General features: G+C 46.1%; 2 protein-coding genes. Both read right to left on the reverse strand.

Annotation, left to right across the window (positions count from 1 at the left end):
- Positions 1 to 176 (reverse strand): DUF1145 domain-containing protein (locus R8O11_RS27790; RefSeq protein WP_318194944.1); only part of this gene is annotated, 176 nt, incomplete at its 3' end.
- A gap of 25 nt (positions 177 to 201) precedes the next feature.
- A partial coding sequence (gene rsmD / locus R8O11_RS27795; protein WP_318194943.1) for a 16S rRNA (guanine(966)-N(2))-methyltransferase RsmD occupies positions 202 to 700 on the reverse strand: 499 nt, incomplete at its 5' end.

The following is a 700-nucleotide window of genomic DNA, read 5'->3' on the forward strand; positions in this document are numbered from 1 at the left end:
TCTCCAAATGCACCAATGAAGATTGCCATTTGCAAACCGTGCATGATGAACAAGAAGGCTGTCATGATGTACAACGCAATCGCAGCATTACCTGGAAATGGCATCACAATATTCAGAATCAAAACCAGCCAAACAAAGGCAATCGCCGCTTTAGCTAGGATAAGTAGTGCTTTCATTTAAGTGTCCTTTTAAATCGAGGCGTTAGGCTGAGGTACGTTCATACAGACGGTAACTGACTTGGCCTGCGGTTTTTTCTCTGTGCAGGTGCCAATTTTCCGGAAGCCCAGCAATGCTCAGCTCTTTTTCCGTTTCAATATAAATCATTGCGTCTTCTGCAAGCCAACCGTTTTGCTCTAGCAAGGTCACGGTTTCATCCAATAGTCCCTTACGGAAAGGTGGATCGATGAAAACCACGTGATGTGGTGTGCCTGGTTGTTTCAGAAAGCTCAAGGCATCGGTGTTCACCACTTGGATATTAGTGGCTTTCAACGACGCGACGTTTTTTTGTAACTGCTGAAAAGCTTGCGGGTTGAGCTCAATCATGGTCACGAGTTCTGCTTGGCGTGAAGCCGATTCAAAACCTAAACCACCAGAGCCAGCAAATAAATCGAGGCATTTTGCTTGCGGCACATCTTGTGCTAACCAGTTAAACAGGGTTTCTTTCACGCGGTCAGTGGTTGGACGCAAACCTTCAGCGTCA

This window comes from Vibrio sp. 1288 (assembly GCF_033344475.1).